Here is a 15,145-nt window from a genome sequence, read left to right as displayed (position 1 = left end):
ATCGGAAGGCCCCCGAGGGCTTCCACGCCGACGTCCTCGCCGCTGCGCGGCTGCGGGATTGTCGGCTTAGGAAGGCCCTCGGGGGCCTTCCTGCGTTTTCGGAGCTCGGCGGCCGGTAGGCGGGAGGAAGTTGGCGCCCACCCCACCCCGAGCAATCAGCAGAACAGGGGGTCCTCAGGCTTTGGCCTGAGGACCCCCTGTTCTGCTGATTGCTCGGGGCGGGGTGGGCCCTATGCTTTGTCGTCCCGGCGTGCCGCCGGGACGACGGGCGGGGGGTTGACTGGGGTTCTTGGGTTTCTCGGTTCCTGAGGTTATCTGGTTCATTTGGGGGCGCGTCTTGGGTCGTCTACCTCCACACGCAGGTTTGGATGCTGTGGGCGGGGAGGGTGGTTGCGGCGGTGTTCGTGCCTTCTCGGATGGTTGCTTTTTCGGTTTGGTGGTGCGGTTGAGGAGGATGAGGACCTTTGTTCCGTCGGGGTTGAGGACGCCGAGGGTGTCGAGGCGGTCGGTGTAGGACGAGGTGGGAAAGATGCGGGCGCCGGGCTGGGTGAAGCGGGAGAAGTGGCCGAGGTAGGTGTGGCTGCGGTTGTAGGTGAGGGTTTGGGTGCGACGGTCGTACATGATAGGGGCGTCGCAGTAGTTGCCGGTGTGGTTGGGGCCGCCGGTTTCGTCGAGGAGGATATTCCAGTCGATGTAGGCGGTGGCGCCGGCGTTGAGATCGCCGATGATGTCACGGGCGTAGTGTTCGGCGTCCGCGTGTGTGCGCGTGCCTTTGCCGTGGGAATAGGCGGCGCAACCCTCAGTGTGGATGAGCTCGAGGGCGGGCTTCATCTGGCGTGCGGTGCGGACGGCTTCGAAGTGGTCGCCGGTGTACCAGTGGAATGCGGTGCCGGCAAAGACGTCCTCATACGTGGTGCCTAGGCCATCCAGCTCGTGCTCAAGCTGCTGCATGCGCGCTATGAGCCGATCCTTGTTGTGGTCCCAAGCGAGGAGCTTGAGGTCAGCGACGCCCTGGGCGTCGAGGGCGGGGCGCAGGTGCCGGGCGGCGAAGATGGCTTCTTCCTGCGCGGTGTAGAGGCAGGAATCCCATGTCTGGCGGGCGAGGGGCTCGTTTTGCACGCTGAGGTACTCGAGCGGCATGCCTTCCTGGCGCCAAGCGGCGACGGCGCGGGCGAGCACCTGCGCCCAGGTGTCGCGGTATTTGGCGCGCAGTCGGCCTCCATGGCACATCGAGCGGTTCGTCTTCTGAAGGCCGGCGGGCTCCAGGGCGCGCCCACGAGCGTGAGCGTGGGCGCAAGTGCCATGCAGCAGCGGATGAAGGGGATGAGGAGCGCCTGATCGCGCGCGATCGAGAAGGAGCCGAGCACGTCTTGTCCGCGTCGCGGGCGGGAGACGTAGGCGTAGCTGCCCTGTGCGAAGTCGCAGCTCTGAAGAGGCGTGCGGCAGAGGGTGTAGGCGTTGCCACCGTGGCTGGCGGGGCCGAAGCAGCTCATCAGGAACTCATCTTGCACGGGGGCGGGCATCTGCGCGAACGTCCAGGCGGATGCCTCGGTGAGCGCAGCTCCGAAGCCGAGGATGCGCTGGCGGGGCAGGTCGGGAAAGCAGATGACCTGCCGGTACTCGCTGCGCTCATCGCGCTCGAAGGCGGCATCCTGCTGCTCGAACGATTTCGATCCGTCACCTGTGCTGGTTAGATCCTCATTGCCCCTCCGCTGCTCTTGGTTCTTCTGTCTATTGTTGCAGAACGCAGGGTTTGCGGGGTGGAGCGTGGCCCAGGAGGCTATGCCGGGCTGAGCTCGCAGATAAGGCGGACATGCATTCGTGCGGGGTGGATCGACTTAGAGGAGAAGGGTCCAAGGTCGAATTCCTCCGACGCGGTGGAGGCACGGGATCCGGGAATCGTGACTGCCGTGTGGACGCCGAAAGATAGGGTAGAATGATAGTGCCAGCGAAGCCCGCCTAGTGGTTACAGGTCGCGGGCGGCGCAGGTCATTGATTCAAGAGCCCGGTTGCCCCCGGGCTCTGTCTATCTCGCTACGTCATCCGTTTTGCGCTTTCTCTCCTTCCACCGCTCGTACAGCTCGAAGAGCGTCTTCGCGGTGCTCGCGATGGTCGCGAGGGCTTTCGGAAGATTGAGGATTACATCCATAGGCGTCGCCTCCACAAATGGAGCGCCGCCCGCGCACGGACCTCGCCGGATCATAGGATTTTACCCGCTCGCGCTGGTTCTCGCATGTTTGGCCGCCTTGTGGGCCAGGTATTGCGGGTAGAGGCTATGCCGGACCTAGTTTGCGGCCGAAGAGGGTTCGCATCCGCACAGGTGCAGGTGCGTCGATCGACACGTGCTCGCCGCTGACCGGGTCGGTGAAGGCCAGATGCGCGGCGTGGAGCATGAGTCCGGCGGTGTCCGCACGGCCGTAGAGGGCGTCTCCCATGAGGGGCAGCCCGGCATGCGAGAGGTGCACGCGGATCTGGTGCTTGCGGCCCGTCTCGATGCGGATGTCGAGCAGGGTGAGCGCGCGGCCGTGCACGGTTCTTGCGGCCAGCACGCGCGCGTGCGTCGTGGCTGGCTTGCCGGTTCGGCTGACGCGCATGCGGCGTGCGTCGTGGCGATCGCGGCCGATGGGCCCGGTGAAGGTGCGCTCGCGCCAGTTCGGCTTGCCCTCCACGATCGCGAGGTAGCGTTTCTCAAAGCGGTGCTCGGCGATGGCGCGGTCGTAGGTGCCCTGCGTCGCCTTGGCGGTCGAGAACAGCACGATGCCCGAGGTCTCGCGGTCGAGGCGCTGGAGGGCCTGCAGCTCGTCGATACGGGTTGCCACCTCGCCCCCGCGCGCGGCGAGGGTTGCGGCGAGGCGGTCGGTGAGCGTCTCTGCGCCCGTGCCGTCGCCGTGGACGATGATGCCGGCAGGCTTGTCCACGGCGACGAGCGTATCGGATTCGAAGAGGATCGCGAGCGGGGTTGGCATGTTAGTCGACACCTACGAACAGGCAGCCTGCGGTGGCACCCTTCAACCGCGGGGCAGGCTTGCGGCCGGCGAGCGCGGCGTCGCGTGCGCGGCATGCGCGCTCGACGAGGTTCGCGAGCTCGCCTGCCTCAAGCAGCGTGCCATCGACGGCGAAGCGCGTCACGCCCGCGGCGAGCAGCTTGCCCATCTGCGGGGTGAGGTCGAGCGGGAAGCCGTCGTAGAGGCGCGAGCGGCCGTGGATGTCGGTGCGAACGGGCAGCACCTTGCCGTCGATATTGCGCAGGGCAAGCCCACGCGAGCGCAGGCGACAGCGTGCGCAGTCGTGGATGCAGGCGCCCGCCACCTGCAGGATGCAGTGCTCGCTCGTCATCACGCGCGGGCGGCCGGACACGACGATGCCTACGGGTGCCGTGGCGTGCGGGGCGATGCGCTCGATCTCGTCCAAGGTGAGCTCGGGGGAAAGCCAGAAGCCCGCGGCGCCGTGCGCCTCGAGGGCGCGAATGCAGGCGACGTTGTGGACGGGCAGGCAGGTGCGGATCTCGGGCGCCGCACCGACCTCGGCGGCGCGGGCGAGCTCCGAGATGTTGCCGATGGCGGCGGGGCTGCCCGCCTGCAGCCAGGGGTCGAGGCGCTCGCCGTCGGCGGCGCGGCAGATCTCGTCCAGGATGGGCACGATGCCGCGCACGGCAGTGTGCTCGGCATCGAGGCCCGCCGCCTCGAGGATGTCCGTGGTCATGTAGATGCGGTCGGCTCCCGCCGCACGGGCGGCCTCTGCCGCCTCGATGGTGGTCGCGACGGCGCAGATCTGGGGCAGGGGAGCGCCATCCGCCGACGGTGCTTCGGCGCTGGCCGCCGTGTAGGCTGTCTGCTCGAAGCCCTCGAGTACAGCCAAGCGTTCGGCGCGCTCGCGGTAACCCGCAACGATGACGTCTTCGAGTGCTTCGCAGGCCTGTGCGCGCACCTTGTGCACGGCGGAGAAACCCATGCCGCAGCCGTCCTCGAGGTCGATGTCGAACGATGCCGCCTCGAAGGGGCTTGAGCCCATGCGGCCGACGTGCTCGATGAGGTCCGCTTCGGTGACCGCCTTCGTGCGCGCGGGCTCGACGGTGAAGCCGGCGGCGCAGGCGGTGGCGGCGGGGTCGTCGGCGCAGGCGAGCTCGACGGTGAAGGGCTCGCCCTTGTGCGCGCGAACCCTCACGTGGACCGCCCGCTTGCGCGGGACGTCGCGATGCAGGGCGGCAGAGGCCTCATCGAGCGCGGCCTGGCTGCGGATGAGGCGCACGAGGGCGCCTTCGGGCATGGAGCGCGCGGCTCGGCACTCGATGGTCTCGCCCGCAGCGGCATCGGCCTGGGCGATCACGGTCAGGAACTGGTCGAACTCGTCGTCGTGGCGCAGCTCGAGCAGGTCGCCGGCACCCACGGGCTCGTCGAGGCGGATGCGCACGATGGCGGCGCGCACGCGGCGGTCGTCGGGGTGCAGGCCCTTGGGGTTGTTGGCGCGCCTGCTGCCCACGACCTCGCCCACGATCTGGCCGCGGTTGTTGGAGCGCTCGTAGCTCATCATCTCGTCGCCAGAGGTGCCATGCTGGTAGGCACTCGTGAAGTCGCGGTTGAAGCACCGCTTGAGGCGGCGGGCGCGGTCAGCGGCGTCGCGTGCGTCCGGCGTGCGTCCGGCGATGGCGTCGTCGAGGGCCTCGCGGTAGGCGCGGGTCACGGAGTAGACGTAGTCGGGAGCCTTCATGCGCCCCTCGAGCTTGAGGGCACCCGCGCCGGCGCGCAGGAGTTCGGGCAGCATGTCGGCCGTGCAGTTGTCGCGCGGGCACAGGGCGCGCTCACGGCCGGGCGTGGGGATGACGGAGCCGTCCTCGTCGAGCAGCTCGTAGGGAAGGCGACAGGGCTGAGCGCACATGCCGCGGTTGGCCGAGCGGCCGGCGCAGGCAAAGCTCGACAGCAGGCAGACGCCGGAATACGAGAAGCAGATGGAGCCGTGGGAGAAGACCTCGAGGTCGATACCCGCCTGCGAGATGCGGTCGATCTCGGGGACCGAGAGCTCGCGCGAAAGCGTCACGCGGTCGGCTCCCGCCTCGCGGCACCAGAGGGCACCGCGCAGGTCGTGGATGTTCGCCTGCGTGGACACGTGGAGCTCGAGCTCGGGCATGAGACGGCGCACCTCGAAGAAGAGGCCCCAGTCCTGGATGATGAAGGCGTCGGCGCCGAGCGCGGCGCAGCGGCGGATGAGCTCGAGGGCATCGGCCATCTCGGTGTCCTTGATGACGATGTTCACCGTCACGTAGACGCGGGCGCCGGCGAGGTGCGCCGCACGGCAGGCGGCCTCGAAGGCCTCGTCGGTGAAGTTCGTGGCCTTGCGGCGGGCGTTGAAGGTGCCCATGCCGCAGTAGATGGCGTCGGCTCCCGCCGCGAGGGCCGCGGCGAAGGGCTCGGGGCCTCCCGCGGGGGAGAGGAGCTCGGGATGACGGGGCGGCACGAGGTGCCCAAGCGATTGCGACATACGCGCCTTTCTGCAGGTTCTGGCTGTGTATCGGACAAGAGTATAGCGTTGCCGCAAGCGCGGCCGCGCATCTCCGCAGGCTATCCGCATGGTGGTGTGGCCTCGCGTGCGCAGGCCGCCGCAGGGACCGAAGATGCCACCGTTGGAAGATAAAACATTCTTAGTACCGATAAAAAACTTGCACAGCATCAGCTGGCGGGCTAGTATCGAAATCAGCGCATCGCGCCGGGGCCTCTCGTGCCTTTTTCGGCCCCATGCCGCAACGGATGCCGAGGTCCACGCATAGCCTCCGGACACCGGCATCCGTTGTGGATATACCGTTCCAACGTATTGCAAAGGAGCATTCCATGGACAAGAACGTCGTTTCCTCCGATAAGGCCCCTGCCGCCCTCGGCCCCTACTCTGCCGGCATCAAGACGGGCAACATGCTGTTCCTGTCCGGCCAGCTCGGCATCGACCCCGCGACGGGCAAGCTCCCCGAGGGCATCGAGGCCCAGGCTGCCCAGTCCCTCGCCAACATCGAGGCCCTGCTCGCCGCCGCGGGCGCCACGTTCGACAACGTCGTGAAGACCACGGTGCTCCTGGCCGACATCGCCGACTTCGCCACCGTGAACGAGATCTACGCCTCCAAGTTCTCCGAGCCCTTCCCGGCCCGCAGCGCCTTCCAGGTGGCTGCGCTTCCCGCCGGCGGCCTCGTCGAGATCGAGGTCATCGCCGCGCTGTAGGCGAACTCCCACAACGTATCAGGCATCTGCGGGCGGCACGTCTTTCGGCGTGCCGCCCGCAGCCCTCAAGTGCCGGAAGAATCCTTCGGTGCCCGTGGGGTACGATGCTATGCTGAAGGTCGGTCACCAGCCGCCGTGCGCCGCGGGCTGCCGAATCGTTTTGCCACGACCCTCTTCCGCCCCGCGATGAAGGGTGCGAACCCCATGAACCAGACGGTATCCCGCTACATCCCCCTGTGCGTTTTTCTGGGCGATATGTTCGGCGCCCAGACCGAGATCGCCCTGCACGACCTGGAGGACCCGTCGCATTCGCTCATCAAGCTCGTGCATCCGTATGTGTCGGGCCGTCGCGAGGGTGCGCCGCTCTCGGATTACCTGACGGAGCTCCTTGAGCATCCTGAGGAGCTCGAGGGGCATCGCACGGGCTTTCCCACCAAATCGCTCGACGGCCGCACGCTCTATTCGGGCGTCTATCCCATTCGCGAGGACGATCGCATCGTCGGCTTTTTGAGCATCAACCGCGATATCGCCGCCTTCCGCACACTTGAGGACGCCCTGCACGGGCTCATTGAGTCCTATATTCCCGGCGGCGCCGACGGCCAGCGCCAGCAGCGTCTGGGCGCCGTGCGCGACCAGTTCGACTCCGTTGCATCCGAGCGCACCATGAGCGCCTCGGGCGATTCGGTGGAGGCCGCCCTCAAGGACGCCTGCCGGCTTCTGGGCTTCGAGGGAACGAAGATCCCCGCCGACGAGCGCCTGCGCCTGCTGAGCGTCCTGGATTCCCAGGGGGTCTTTCGCATCAAGGGCGCGGTGGGCGAGATCGCCTGCCTGCTCGGCATCTCGGAGCCTACGATCTATCGCGGCCTGCGCAGCATCCGCCGCTCGCGCACGGGCGAGGGGCCGAGCGAATAGGTTTTTAGTTTATGAAACGGGCCATTAGCCCCGGCGCACCTTCTGCAGGTAGCGGTAGACGCTCGGCTCTGAGATCTCCAGCGACTGGGCGACGACGGTGACCGCACCCTTGAGCAGGAAGACGCCGTCGTCCTGGAGCATCTTGACGAGCTCGAGGCGCTCGTTGGGCGAAAGCTCCGAGGCCGTCTTGTCCCGCGCGGTGGCGAACTCGCTGACGGTCTTCTCCACGAGGTCGTCGACGGAGGCGGTCAGGTTTTCGCCGATGGCGCCCGCATGGCGCCCCTGCTCGCCCTGATTGTCGTTGGTTCCAGGGGGAAGCGTCTCGACGATGGTGTCGACGAGCGACTGGAGCTTGACGATGATCGAGGTGTCGGTGTTGACGCAGAGCATGCCCACGAGCTTGCCGTCCTCGCGGATGAAGAGCGTCGAGGAGCGCAGCGGCCTGCCGGACGTGCTGTGCGACTGGTAGATATCCGTATGGTCCTGATCGGCGGGGATATCGCTGCTGATCATCTTGAGCGCGAAGTCCGTGGCGGGAGCGCCCAGCTTGCGGCCCGAGACGTGCCCGTTGTGGAGCGCGACGATGGAGTGTGACAGGTCGGTGAAGTCGTGCAGGACGACCTCGGTGTTGCCGCCGACGATGGTGCTCAGGAAATTGAAGAAGGGCAGGTAGCCCTCGACCGTCTTGTTCATGTGCTCTCCCAACGCGATAAGGTATTCTCATTGTCCCGTGGCGGGAACGCGAATGCAACGGTGGAGCGCCCGCCAACGGTCGATTTGCGCCTGCGAGCGGATAGCGTTACAACTTTTTATTATCACGATTCCGAAAAAGCGCAGCTACGAATTATCCCCGTTAATAGATAACTATTTTTATCCTGAGGCGGTCATAGGTCCCCGCGATGCGTATAATGCCTGTTAGAGCTCCTAGGTTGCACATGCTACCGGTTTTGAAGGTGAGAGATTCCGCTGGACCGCTTGGCGTGCGCATGGACTGCCACGGGAGGGAACCCGTGGCGAAAAAGGGGGTTTCATGAGGTCTGCATCGTGTGCGGGCTCCAGCAGCGCGCATCGTCCGTAGCGCATGCGTTCCCGACCTTGTAGGTAAGACGGTCGGGAAGCAACGTTTTCACATTTCATATCACATCTCGTATCGAACGGGACCGGTTGATCGCCGGGCCCTGGGGACACGTCGGCTTCTGAGCAGCTGCCCGCCGCGCGGGTCCACGCTGCCGGGCGGTCCCTGACGCATAGGAACAGGAAGCGAAACGAGGAGGGAGACGCATGGAGCAGCAATTCTGGAAAAAGGTCGCCCCCATGCGCGAGGTTGGCACCGCCGTGACGCGCGTCGACGCGCTCGACAAGGTGAAGGGTACGGCGAAGTACACCGACGACCTGTGCCCCAAGCCGTGCCTGGTGGCGCGCCTCGTGCACGCCCAGATCGCCAACGGCTGGGTGCGCGAGATCGACACGACCGAGGCCGAGGCCATCCCCGGGGTGGTTGCCGTCTTCACGTACAAGGACGTGCCCGTGCACCGCTTTCCCACGCCGGGGCATCCCTGGAGCGTGGAGCCCGCGCACCAGGACGTGGCGGACCGCCGCCTGCTCGACGACCGCGTGCGCATCTACGGCGACGACATCGCCGTCGTGGTGGCCGAGGACAACGTGGCGGCCGACCGCGGCGTGCGCGCCGTGCTCGCGCACACGACCTACGAGGAGCTGCCGGTCATGACCACGGTGGAGCAGGCGCTCGCGCCGGATGCGCCGGTGCTGCACCCCGAGGTCCGCGAGACGAACGTGCTCGCGCACTCCGACATGGTGACCCCGCTCGAGGGCACCGGCTATGACTCGGTGGAGGCGGCGCTCGCCGACCCGAAATACCATCATTACGAGGCCCATACCGAGACCCAGCAGGTCGATTAGACGCATATCGAGACGAACGTCTGCTTCGCCTACATGGAGGGCAAGCGCATCACCGTGGTGTCGTCCACGCAGATTCCGCACATCGTGCGCCGCGTCTGCGGTCAGGCGCTTGGCTGCGGCTGGGGCGATATCCGCGTGATCAAGCCCTATATCGGCGGCGGCTTCGGCAACAAGCAGGAGGTGCTCTACGAGCCCCTGTGCGCCTGGCTCACCCGTGAGCTCGGCGGCCGCGTGGTGGAAATCGAGCTCCCGCGCGAGGAAGTCTTCCAGAACACCCGCTCGCGCCACCCCATGAGCTTCAACGTGCAGTGCGCCTACGATGACGACATGAACATCATCGCGCGCAGCTGCGAGTGCTTCTCGAACCAGGGTGGCTACGCGAGCCATGGCCATGCGCTGGCGGCCAACGCCATCAACGCCTTCCGCTGGGCGTACAAGGACAAGGTCGGCTGCCATACGCAGGCCACGATCGTCTATACCAATATCCCCGCGCCCGGCGCCATGCGCGCCTACGGCATGCCCCAGGGCCAGTTCACCGTCGAGTGCATGATGGACGACATCGCCCGCAAGGAGGGCTGGGACCCCATCGACTTCCGCCTGAAGAACCTCATGCCGGAAGGCTATGCGGACCCCTTCAACGGCATCGCCAACCATGCGAACGGCTTTCCCGAGACGCTCATCGCCGGGCGCGAGGCCTCCGGTTGGGATGAGTTCAAGGCTAAGTACAAGGACGAGACCGGCCCCATCCGCCACGGCATCGGCATGAGCGCCTTCGTGTACAAGACCGGCGTGTATCCCATCTCGCTCGAGACCTCCACGGCGCGCCTCGTGCTGAACCAGGACGGCACCTGCCAGCTTTCCATCGGCGCCACCGAGATCGGCCAGGGTGCCGACACCGTGTTCTCGCAGATGGCGGCCGAGACCATCGGCATCCCGACGAGCTGGATGCACATCGTGAGCTTCCAGGACACCGACGTCACGCCCTTCGACACGGGCGCCTACGCGTCGCGCCAGAGCTACGTGACGGGCCACGCGGTGAAAAGGTAGCCGAGACGTTCCGCAAAAACATCCTCGACTACGCCTACGAGCTGCTGCCCGACGCGCGCGGCCTGGATATCGTCGACGGCGAGATCGTGGATGAGGCCGGGACGAAGGTCCTCGACATGGGCGACCTCGCGCAGGAGGCGTTCTACAGCTTCCGCCACTCCGTCCACATCCATGCCGAGGAAACCGCCCAGGTGCGCGACAACACCTTCGCCTTCGGCACCTGCTTCGTGAAGGTCGAGGTCGACATGCCGCTCGGCCGCGTGAAGATCCTGGACATCCTGAACGTGCACGATTCGGGCCGCATCCTGAACCCGGCCACGGCCGAGGGCCAGGTGCACGGCGGCATGGCGCAGGGCATCGGTGCGGCGCTCTACGAGGAGCAGCTCATCGATCCTGCGACCGGCCGCCTGCTCAACCCCAACCTGCTCGACTACAAGATCCCGACGGCCATGGACGTGCCCGACCTGCGCTGCCTGTTCGTGGAGACCGACGACCCGAGCGGCCCGTACGGCAACAAGGCGCTCGGCGAGCCGCCGCTCATGCCGCCCACGCCGGCGCTGCGCAACGCCATCCTCGACGCGACGGGATGCGCGTTCTACCAGATTCCGATGACGCAGCAGCGGCTCGTCGCCAAGTTCAAGGAAGAGGGGCTCATCTGATGTACGACTTCGAATCCATCCACTTGTCGACCTCGGTGGACGACGCCGTCGCCGCGCTTGCGGCCGACCCCGAGGCCATCATCATCTCCGCCGGCACCGACCTGCTCGTGCAGATCCGCGAGGGCCGCCATGCGGGCTGCCGTCTGGTATCGATCCACAACCTGCCCGAACTGCGCGGCATCCGCATGTGCGCCGACGGCACCATCGAGATCGGCGCTGCCTGCACGTTTCGCGAGGTGCATGAGAATCCACTTGTCGCGCGGTATCTGGGCGCCCTGTGCATGGCGGCCGACACGCCCGGCGGCCCGCAGCTGCGCGCCGTGGGCACCATCGGCGGCAACGTGTGCAACGGCATCACCTCGGCGGACACCGCCTCGAGCGTGGTCGCCTACGACGCCGTGATGCGCGTGCAGGGGCCCGCGGGCGTGCGCGACATCCCCGTGTCGGAGTGGTACACCGGCCCCGGCCGCACGAGCCGCGCGCACGACGAGGTACTCGTGTGCATCCGCTTTCCACGCGCGGGCTACGAGGGCTTTGCCGGCACCTACTGCAAGTACGGCAAGCGCGAGGCGCTCGAGATCGCCACGATGGGCGTGGGCTGCCTGGTGAAGATGGATACGGATGGCGAGCATATCGCCGACATTCGCCTCGCCTTCGGCGTGGCCGGCCCGTACCCCAAGCGCGCGACCGCCACGGAGGACGCCCTGCGCGGGCTTACGGTCGAGGCGGCCGTGGAGCGCGTGGGCGAGCTCGCCTGCGCCGAGATGAACCCGCGCACGAGCTGGCGCGCGTCCAAGGAGTTCCGTCTGCAGCTCATCGTCGAGCTGTCGCGCCGTCTTATCCGCGAGACGGCCCTGAAGGGAGGCGCGCACGCATGATGCGCTTCGTGAAGATGACCGTGAACGGCAAGCCGATGGAGGTCGGCGTCGACGAGCGCGAGATGCTGCTCGATACCCTGCGCGACCGCCTGGGCCTCACGAGCGTCAAGCGCGGCTGCGAGGTGGAGGAGTGCGGCGCCTGCACCGTGCTGCTCGACGGCACCGCCATCGATTCGTGCCTCTATCTCACCGTATGGTGCGAGGGCGTCGAGATCATCACCACCGAGGGCCTGCTCGCGCGCGACGGCACGCTGACGCCCGTCCAGCAGGCGCTCGTCGACGAGGCCGCCGTCCAGTGCGGCTTCTGCACGCCCGGCATCATCATGAGCGCGACCGAGATCGTGGGCTCCGGCAAGCGCTACACGCGCGACGAGATCCGCAAGCTCATCTCGGGTCACCTCTGCCGCTGTACGGGCTACCAGAACATCGTGAACGCGGTGGAGCGCGCGGTGAACGAGTGCGCCGATATCGCCGAGCGCGTCAGCGCCGAGCACGCGGGCGACGCCGCCTAGTCCCTCCCCGGCGTTCGGGCGGCCTCCGGTTCCGTGCGCGGATGCTCCCGTGTTCTGCGCATCGGAATCCCTCCCGGTTGCCGCCCGACCGCTTGCCGATTGTTCGCGCCGCCCGCTTGCCCCGCGCGGGGTGGAGGGCGGGGCATCTTACACATTGATAGGTAACGCATACATCAGTGGGGTGAACAATGACCGCTTATGCAATCAGCCGTAGGAACGCCATCCGCTGCTCGCTTGCAGCCGCATGCGCCCTCGTGCTGCCGACGACCCTCTCCGCCTGCTCGAAGGACGCGCCCCATAAGGCGGGTATGTTCATCGACGGCGTCATCGACGATGGCGGCTGGGGCGAGAGCTGCTACCGGGCGCTCGTGGATGCCGCCGAGGCCCATCAGTGGGAGCACACCGTGACCGAGAGCGTGTCCGAGCCCGATTGGCCCCAGGCAATCGAGGACCTGATCGCCGACGGCTGCACCATCGTCTTCGCTCCGGGCGCGCAGTACACCGAGGCGGTGGCAGATGTCGCCGCCTCGCACGAGGACGTGAAGTTCATCGTGCTGAACGGCGATTTCGAGCTCGACAACGTCGAGAACCTCGTGCCCAACAACGCGCAGATCGGCCAGCTCGCCGGCGCGCTTGCGGGCCTCATCTCGCAGGCCGGTGTGATCGGCTTCATCGGGGGCACCGGCCTTGCGGGCACGAAGGTCAAGGTCGAGAACTACGAGGCCGCGGCGCGCGCCATCAACGGGAACATCCGGGTGGTCGCCGATTACGCCGAGTCGTTCGACGACGAGGAGCGCGGCTACGAGATCGCGCTCGAGATGATCCGGGAGCACCAGGTCGACGTCCTGTTCGGCGACGCGTCGATTGTCGACGTTGGCGCGCGCCGCGCCCTGAGCGAGACCGGTTTCGGCATGGCCATCGCGCAGCCCAACGACGCCGGCAGCGCCTACGACCAGGTGATCGCCGGCAGCATCGTGACCGATAACGCCATGATGATGAGAAACGCGTTTCGCGATATCGAGAGCGGCTCCTTTGGCAACAAGACGGTTGCCGGCGACGCCTCCACGGGCGGCATCAGCGTCGGCACGCTGTCGGATGTGCTCGTGGAGCCGTATGTCCAGGAGCGCTATCTCGGTATCGCCGAGCAGATCGCGCAGGGCTCGTTTATCGGGTAGAAGAGCGGTATCGCACGCATCCGCTCCGAAGTAGACGGGGGTTTGTAAAGCACGGTGAGCGGTCGGAAAGCACCGCTCACCGAACCGCACACGGGTTTTCTTGTAACCGATGGGATGGAGGTCTATAAGAATAGTACAAACATTCAGTTAGCCTAACTAATTGTTTGTTCGCATTGAATCGCCGGTAGAGGGACAGGCTATTTAATGGCCGGGCGGCCATCGCCCGGATGTCAAGCTAGGCGCCGCTTCAGAGGGGAGCGGCTTCGCATCTGCTGAAGCTACGGGTGCTGCGGATGCGTAACTCACGGGAGGTACACGCCTATGACGCAACAGACAGCAACAGCCCAGAAGACGGGCAGCGCGCACGATTATCTCTTTACCCGGGAGGGTATGCCGCCCATCAAGGACATGCTCCCCTGCGCCCTGCAGCACGTTCTGGCGTCGTTTGCGGGCATCATCACCCCAGCGATCATCATCGCCTCGGTCTACGGCTGGACGGCGCAGCAGCGCACCGACATCATCCAGGTCGCGCTGATCCTTTCGGCCATCGACACCGCGCTCCAGGCGTTCGCCCCCTTCCGCCGCATCGGCGGCGGCCTGCCCATCGTCATGGGCGTCTCGTTCGCCTTCCTGCCTGCGCTGCAGGCCATGGGCGCCGACTTCTCGTTCGGCTCGCTGCTCGGCGGCGAGATCGTCGGCGGTATCGCGGCGATCCTCTTCGGCCTGTTCTACAGCAAGGTCAAGAACCTGTTCCCGCCGGTCGTGACCGGCACGGTCATCTTCACCATCGGCGTGTCGCTGTATCCCACCGCCGTGAAGTACATGGCCGGCGGCGAGGGCACGCCCATCTGGGGCACCCCGCAGAGCTGGATCGTGGCGCTCATCACCTTCGCTGTGGTCTTCTTCCTGTCCAACTTCACCAAGGGCACGCTCAAGCTCGGCAGCGTGTTCTTCGGCATGATCGTGGGCATCATCGTGTCCGCGCCCTTCGGCATGCTCGACTTCTCGAGCGTCGGCTCGGCCGGCATCTTCGCCCTGCCCAAGATCATGCCCTATGCGCTCGAGTTCCATCCCGAGGTCTGCATCACGCTCGCCGTGGTCTATCCCATGGTCGCCATCCAGGTCATCGGCGACGTCTCCGCCGCCTGCCTGGGCTCCATCGACCGCATGCCCGAGGAGCGCGAGCTCTCCGGCGCCATCGTCTCCCAGGGCGTGACGAGCATCATCTCCGCCTTCCTGGGCGGCCTGCCTACCAGCGCGCTCGGCCAGAACGTGGGCATCATCGCTTCCAACAAGGTCATCAACAAGTGGGTCTTCGCCATCGTCGCCGCGGTCTTCGCGCTCGCCGGCCTGTTCCCGCAGCTTTCCGCCCTGCTGACCGCCATCCCGCAGCCCGTCATCGGCGGCGCGACCGTCGGCGTGTTCGGCACCATCACCATGAACGGCATCCGCATGTTCACCAAGGAGGGCCTGACCCAGCGCGTGGCCACCATCGTGGGCACCTCCGTCGTGTTCGGCCTCGGCATCTGGATGGCATCCGGCTGCCTGGCGGGCGAGGGCATGCCCACCTGGATCTCCACCGTCGTGGGTTCCAACGCCATCACCCCCTGCGCCATCATGGCCATCATCCTGAACCTCATCCTTCCGCCCACCCCGCCGGTCGACCGTCACGTCGACGCCGCCAAGGAGGCCGCGGTCGGTACGGTTCTGCCCGATCACAAGAAGTAATCCGCTTATCGCCCGACGGGAGCGTCATCCCGCCACGCGCGGCAGGGCGTGAACTCGCCCTGCCGCAGCCCATGCCTAGAGGCGCGATGGTGGGGGAGGTGCCCGCCGACCGGG

At 66.6% G+C, this 15,145-nt stretch carries 13 protein-coding genes and 1 pseudogene; 9 read left to right on the top strand and 5 right to left on the bottom strand.

Features of this window, described 5'->3' with window-relative positions:
* Window positions 1-174: 174 nt before the first annotated feature.
* From H6A16_RS10735 to H6A16_RS03275, 4 genes and pseudogenes are all read right to left on the bottom strand, one after another.
* Window positions 175-621, bottom strand: coding sequence for a glycoside hydrolase family 30 beta sandwich domain-containing protein (locus H6A16_RS10735; RefSeq protein ID WP_239458172.1), 447 nt, complete (start codon window positions 619-621; stop codon window positions 175-177).
* Window positions 610-1,523, bottom strand: a pseudogene (locus tag H6A16_RS10730) (glycoside hydrolase family 30 protein); the annotation flags it as partial. The pseudogene H6A16_RS10730 and the gene H6A16_RS10735, both read right to left, overlap by 12 nt.
* Window positions 1,524-2,273: 750 nt before the next feature.
* Window positions 2,274-2,966, bottom strand: a complete 693-nt coding sequence (locus tag H6A16_RS03280; RefSeq protein ID WP_204616091.1) for an RluA family pseudouridine synthase — start codon at window positions 2,964-2,966, stop codon at window positions 2,274-2,276.
* A gap of 1 nt (window position 2,967) precedes the next feature.
* Window positions 2,968-5,475 (bottom strand): U32 family peptidase, encoded by a 2,508-nt coding sequence (locus H6A16_RS03275; protein WP_204616089.1) that lies wholly within the window; start codon window positions 5,473-5,475, stop codon window positions 2,968-2,970.
* Window positions 5,476-5,822: 347 nt separating this feature from the next.
* Between H6A16_RS03275 and H6A16_RS03270 the strand changes: the two genes are divergently transcribed.
* Window positions 5,823-6,200 (top strand): RidA family protein, encoded by a 378-nt coding sequence (locus tag H6A16_RS03270; RefSeq protein WP_204616087.1) that lies wholly within the window; start codon window positions 5,823-5,825, stop codon window positions 6,198-6,200.
* Between the two features lie 204 nt (window positions 6,201-6,404).
* Window positions 6,405-7,112, top strand: coding sequence for a helix-turn-helix transcriptional regulator (locus H6A16_RS03265; RefSeq protein WP_204616085.1), 708 nt, complete (start codon window positions 6,405-6,407; stop codon window positions 7,110-7,112).
* A 24-nt stretch (window positions 7,113-7,136) separates the two neighbouring features.
* Here H6A16_RS03265 and H6A16_RS03260 read toward each other — a convergent pair whose 3' ends face one another.
* Window positions 7,137-7,805 (bottom strand): helix-turn-helix transcriptional regulator, encoded by a 669-nt coding sequence (locus H6A16_RS03260; protein WP_204616083.1) that lies wholly within the window; start codon window positions 7,803-7,805, stop codon window positions 7,137-7,139.
* 588 nt (window positions 7,806-8,393) lie between these two features.
* Between H6A16_RS03260 and H6A16_RS10725 the strand changes: the two genes are divergently transcribed.
* The 7 genes from H6A16_RS10725 (at window position 8,394) to H6A16_RS03235 (ending at window position 15,031) form a co-directional block, all read left to right on the top strand.
* Entirely contained in the window at window positions 8,394-9,032 is a 639-nt protein-coding gene (locus H6A16_RS10725) for a hypothetical protein (RefSeq protein WP_239458153.1), read from the top strand.
* Window positions 9,033-9,065: 33 nt separating this feature from the next.
* Window positions 9,066-10,079, top strand: coding sequence for a molybdopterin cofactor-binding domain-containing protein (locus H6A16_RS10885; protein ID WP_275052340.1), 1,014 nt, complete (start codon window positions 9,066-9,068; stop codon window positions 10,077-10,079).
* Window positions 9,974-10,738 carry a molybdopterin cofactor-binding domain-containing protein gene (locus H6A16_RS10880; RefSeq protein ID WP_342589709.1) on the top strand — a complete coding sequence of 255 codons (765 nt, stop codon included), beginning with the start codon at window positions 9,974-9,976 and terminating at the stop codon, window positions 10,736-10,738. Before H6A16_RS10885 ends, H6A16_RS10880 begins: the two co-directional genes overlap by 106 nt.
* Window positions 10,738-11,616, top strand: a complete 879-nt coding sequence (gene xdhB, locus H6A16_RS03250) for a xanthine dehydrogenase subunit XdhB (RefSeq protein ID WP_204616081.1) — start codon at window positions 10,738-10,740, stop codon at window positions 11,614-11,616. The genes H6A16_RS10880 and xdhB overlap by 1 nt, the downstream gene beginning before the upstream one ends.
* Window positions 11,613-12,128 (top strand): xanthine dehydrogenase subunit XdhC, encoded by a 516-nt coding sequence (gene xdhC, locus H6A16_RS03245; protein ID WP_239458152.1) that lies wholly within the window; start codon window positions 11,613-11,615, stop codon window positions 12,126-12,128. Before xdhB ends, xdhC begins: the two co-directional genes overlap by 4 nt.
* 188 nt (window positions 12,129-12,316) lie before the next feature.
* Window positions 12,317-13,303 (top strand): BMP family ABC transporter substrate-binding protein, encoded by a 987-nt coding sequence (locus tag H6A16_RS03240; protein WP_204616079.1) that lies wholly within the window; start codon window positions 12,317-12,319, stop codon window positions 13,301-13,303.
* 321 nt (window positions 13,304-13,624) lie between these two features.
* Complete coding sequence (locus tag H6A16_RS03235; protein ID WP_204616077.1) at window positions 13,625-15,031, top strand: uracil-xanthine permease family protein; 1,407 nt, start codon at window positions 13,625-13,627, stop codon at window positions 15,029-15,031.
* Window positions 15,032-15,145: the final 114 nt, after the last annotated feature.

This window comes from Collinsella tanakaei, assembly GCF_016900375.1.
Taxonomy (GTDB): domain Bacteria; phylum Actinomycetota; class Coriobacteriia; order Coriobacteriales; family Coriobacteriaceae; genus Collinsella.
This window is presented reverse-complemented; position numbering and strand designations above follow the sequence as displayed.

Coding starts and splice junctions, on each gene's coding strand:
- H6A16_RS10735 (WP_239458172.1), bottom strand. CDS start 621: ATGTACGACCGTCGCACCCAAACCCTCACCTACAACCGCAGCCACACC.
- H6A16_RS03280 (WP_204616091.1), bottom strand. CDS start 2,966: ATGCCAACCCCGCTCGCGATCCTCTTCGAATCCGATACGCTCGTCGCC.
- H6A16_RS03275 (WP_204616089.1), bottom strand. CDS start 5,475: ATGTCGCAATCGCTTGGGCACCTCGTGCCGCCCCGTCATCCCGAGCTC.
- H6A16_RS03270 (WP_204616087.1), top strand. CDS start 5,823: ATGGACAAGAACGTCGTTTCCTCCGATAAGGCCCCTGCCGCCCTCGGC.
- H6A16_RS03265 (WP_204616085.1), top strand. CDS start 6,405: ATGAACCAGACGGTATCCCGCTACATCCCCCTGTGCGTTTTTCTGGGC.
- H6A16_RS03260 (WP_204616083.1), bottom strand. CDS start 7,805: ATGAACAAGACGGTCGAGGGCTACCTGCCCTTCTTCAATTTCCTGAGC.
- H6A16_RS10725 (WP_239458153.1), top strand. CDS start 8,394: ATGGAGCAGCAATTCTGGAAAAAGGTCGCCCCCATGCGCGAGGTTGGC.
- H6A16_RS10885 (WP_275052340.1), top strand. CDS start 9,066: ATGGAGGGCAAGCGCATCACCGTGGTGTCGTCCACGCAGATTCCGCAC.
- xdhB (WP_204616081.1), top strand. CDS start 10,738: ATGTACGACTTCGAATCCATCCACTTGTCGACCTCGGTGGACGACGCC.
- xdhC (WP_239458152.1), top strand. CDS start 11,613: ATGATGCGCTTCGTGAAGATGACCGTGAACGGCAAGCCGATGGAGGTC.
- H6A16_RS03240 (WP_204616079.1), top strand. CDS start 12,317: ATGACCGCTTATGCAATCAGCCGTAGGAACGCCATCCGCTGCTCGCTT.
- H6A16_RS03235 (WP_204616077.1), top strand. CDS start 13,625: ATGACGCAACAGACAGCAACAGCCCAGAAGACGGGCAGCGCGCACGAT.